This window comes from Bradyrhizobium sp. UFLA05-125 (assembly GCF_059803515.1).
In genome coordinates, this window is the sequence record NZ_JBANBJ010000087.1 from 1 (window position 1) to 3,161 (window position 3,161).

4 protein-coding genes are annotated in these 3,161 nt (G+C 64.4%); 3 read left to right on the forward strand and 1 reads right to left on the reverse strand.

What is annotated here, in order from left to right:
- The 3 genes from SO156_RS39990 to SO156_RS40000 form a co-directional block, all read left to right on the forward strand.
- Window positions 1-1,144, forward strand: a 1,144-nt coding sequence (locus SO156_RS39990) for an isocitrate lyase (RefSeq protein ID WP_498538614.1), incomplete at its 5' end; no start/stop codon positions are given.
- 23 nt (window positions 1,145-1,167) lie between these two features.
- Complete coding sequence (locus SO156_RS39995) at window positions 1,168-1,380, forward strand: DUF4170 domain-containing protein (protein WP_283037129.1); 213 nt, start codon at window positions 1,168-1,170, stop codon at window positions 1,378-1,380.
- A 194-nt stretch (window positions 1,381-1,574) separates the two neighbouring features.
- The gene (locus SO156_RS40000; protein WP_498538615.1) at window positions 1,575-2,129 is read left to right on the forward strand and encodes a hypothetical protein; all 555 of its coding nucleotides are present in this window, start codon (window positions 1,575-1,577) and stop codon (window positions 2,127-2,129) included.
- A 70-nt stretch (window positions 2,130-2,199) separates the two neighbouring features.
- Here the strand turns inward: SO156_RS40000 and SO156_RS40005 are convergent, their stop codons facing one another.
- On the reverse strand, window positions 2,200-3,084 hold the full coding sequence (locus tag SO156_RS40005) for a metallophosphoesterase family protein (RefSeq protein WP_498538616.1): 885 nt from the start codon (window positions 3,082-3,084) through the stop codon (window positions 2,200-2,202).
- Window positions 3,085-3,161 lie beyond the last annotated feature (77 nt).

Here is a 3,161-nt window from a genome sequence, read left to right on the forward strand (position 1 = left end):
CCTCGACAAGGCTCGCAAGGAAGGCGACAAGACCAGGGAAAAGGAGCTGATCGCGAAGATCGACAACTTCCAGACCCACGTCGTGCCCGTCATCGCCGACATCGACGCCGGCTTCGGCAATGCCGAGGCGACCTATCTGCTTGCCAAGAAGATGATCGAAGCGGGCGCCTGCGCGCTCCAGATCGAGAACCAGGTCTCGGACGAGAAGCAGTGCGGTCACCAGGACGGCAAGGTCACCGTGCCGCACGAAGTCTTCCTGGCGAAGATTCGCGCCTGCCGCCACGCCTTCCTCGAGCTCGGCGTCGAAGACGGCATCATCGTGACCCGCACCGACTCGCTCGGCGCTGGCCTGACGCAGCAGATCGCCGTCAGCCACAAGCCCGGCGACATCGGCGACCAGTACAACAGCTTCCTGGATTGCGAGGAAGTGACGGCGGCGAACGCCCGCAACGGCGACGTCATCATCAACCAGAACGGCAAGATGATGCGTCCGAAGCGGCTGCCCAGCAATCTCTACCAGTTCCGTCCCGGCACCGGTGCAGATCGCTGCGTGCTCGACTGCATCACCTCGCTGCAGAACGGTGCCGACCTGTTGTGGATCGAGACCGAGAAGCCGCATATCGAGCAGATCGCCAGCATGGTGGACCGGATCCGCAAGGTGGTTCCGAACGCGAAGCTGGCCTACAACAACTCGCCGTCGTTCAACTGGACGCTCAACTTCCGTTGGCAGGTCTATGACGCGATGAAGGAAGCCGGCAAGGACGTCAGCAAGTACAACCGTGCGGAGCTGATGAAGGCGGAGTACGACGACACGCCGCTGGCGAAGGAAGCCGACGAGCGGATCCGCACCTTCCAGGCGGATTCGGCCAAGCGCGCCGGCATCTTCCACCACCTGATCACGTTGCCGACCTATCACACGGCGGCGCTCTCGACCGACAATCTCGCACGCGAGTACTTCGGCGAGCAGGGCATGCTCGGCTATGTGAAGAACGTCCAGCGCGCCGAAATCCGCCAGGGTATCGCCTGCGTGAAGCATCAGAACATGGCGGGCTCCGACATCGGCGACGATCACAAGGAGTACTTCGCCGGCGAGGCTGCCCTGAAGGCGGGCGGCGCCCACAACACGATGAACCAGTTCGGCTAACGGTGGAATTGAGGAGACTGACAATGACCAAAGGCAGCAATTTCTGGGTGATCGGCGGCGAGTTCGGCTCGATGAACTTCCACAAGCTCGTGGAAGGCTCGGCCCAGGTCAAAGGCCCTTTCAAGTCCCGCAAGGAGGCCGAGGACTGCTGGCGCGAAGTGTCGGAAGAGAACCGCCACAAGGCCGGCGTTCGTTTCTCCATCGTCGAAGAGCCGCACCGCGCTCCGGCAGCCTAAAGGCGTTGCTGCCGGCCCAATAGAAGAAGACGTCCAAGGACGGACGGTCCCATCCGGGCTCTACCCCGGGTGGGATCGTCTGTTTTTGGGACAGGGAAAACTCTGCTCCGGGCGCGTAAGTGTCTGGAATTGTACGGCCTTTGCGGCGATCATGGTTGCTGATAGGTTAACGGACCTCGTCCAGGAGCCGAACCATGTCTGAGCCCGAGATCGCCGGGACCAATGTCCCTCAACCGCGCACCGTGCGGCTGCGCGATGCGCTGCTCCGGGCGCGGATCGAGGCCGCCGACCGGACCGGCGTCGTGGTCGACCTGCGCGACGCCGAGGTGGCGCGTCTGGAGATCCTCAACGACGCGCTCGATCCCCTGTTCGCGCAGGTCCCGGAGCAGATCGACCTGTTCGACCGCGGCATCAGCCAGGGCGATACGCCGCGGCTGTGGATCGACGTCGTCGCCCAGATCATGATGGGACGCGACAAGCGGATGTACCGCTTCGTCCAGGATACCCGCTTCGGCCGGATCGTGCTCGCCGAGTCGCACGACACGGCTGACATCGTCGATGCGGTGACGGACTACGTCGCCCGCCGCATGATCGAGCGTGAGCGCGCGATGGTGGTGCCGCCCGAACCCAAGGCGGCGGAGCCGGAGAAGCCGCCTCGCTCACGCATCTGGCCGTTCGTTTTCGGCTTCATCCTCGGCGCCGCGGCCCTGTTCGGCGTCGCGCTGTACGCGAGCCTGCAAAGTTGGTGAAGGCGCGCGCGAATCCTTCCAATCGTCATTCCGGGCTCGTGCTTCGCACGCCCCGGAATGACAATGTCCATCATACCAGCCGCACGTGCTTGATCTGCCGAACCTGCAATCCATGATCCAGGCTGCGCACGGTCTGCTCGCAGCGCCAGCCGGCGTTGTCCTTTTCGATGGCAAACAGATTATACGCCGCCGCCGGGTAGCGCCCATGCGCCAGCGCCGAGGCCGACGGCACGCCGACCGCGGGTACGTTGCCGTTGGGGCCTTCGAACCACATCGTCGAATGCACGTGGTCGTGGCCGTGCAGGATCAGCTCGACGCCGTGCTGCCTGATCAGCGCGAGCAACGCATCCGAATCGGTCAGCCGCTTGTGGCGCGACTTCGACCTGAGTGGATGATGAACCAGGAGAATGCGAAACACGTCCTCGTGCGAAAGCCGCGCCAGCACCTCTGCGAGCGCTGCGAGCTGGTCGCGGCCGAGCGTGCCCGTCGCCATCAAGGGCGCTGTCGGCACCGCCGTCGACAGGCTGATCAGCGCCGCCGGTCCGCGCCGGCGCACGGCGGGAAAGAAGCTCGCCGCAGGCTCGTCGCCGGCAATGTAGTCCAGGAAGGTTTCGCCAAAAAGCTGGCGTGTCGCACTGACATAGGCGTCGTGATTGCCTGGGATCGTGGTGACGCGATCCGGCGGACCGACGCCTTCGAGCCAGGCCAGCGCTGGCGCGAACTCCGCCTCCAGCGCCAGGTTGACGAGATCACCGGTCACCGCGATGTGGTCGGGGCCTTGCGCTTTCATGTCCGTGACCAGCGCGTCGAGCACCTCGCGGCGCTGGTATTTGTGGCGGTTGCGCGCCCAGTTGGCGTAGCCGAGCGCACGCTTGCCAGCAAGCTCGGTCAGCCTGGGCCGCGGCAGCGGCGCTAGATGCGGGTCGGACAGATGCGCGAGTGTGAACGGTGCCATCAGATGCGCGATTGCCTCGCTATTCCCGTGCTGTAATGGCAAGGTCTGCCGTGCGACGCAAGGAAAGGTTCAAGGAA

Bases quoted from the DNA above. Each gene is read 5' to 3' on its own strand.
- SO156_RS39995 (WP_283037129.1), top strand. From the start codon at position 1,168: ATGACCAAAGGCAGCAATTTCTGGGTGATCGGCGGCGAGTTCGGCTCG.
- SO156_RS40000 (WP_498538615.1), top strand. From the start codon at position 1,575: ATGTCTGAGCCCGAGATCGCCGGGACCAATGTCCCTCAACCGCGCACC.
- SO156_RS40005 (WP_498538616.1), bottom strand. From the start codon at position 3,084: ATGGCACCGTTCACACTCGCGCATCTGTCCGACCCGCATCTAGCGCCG.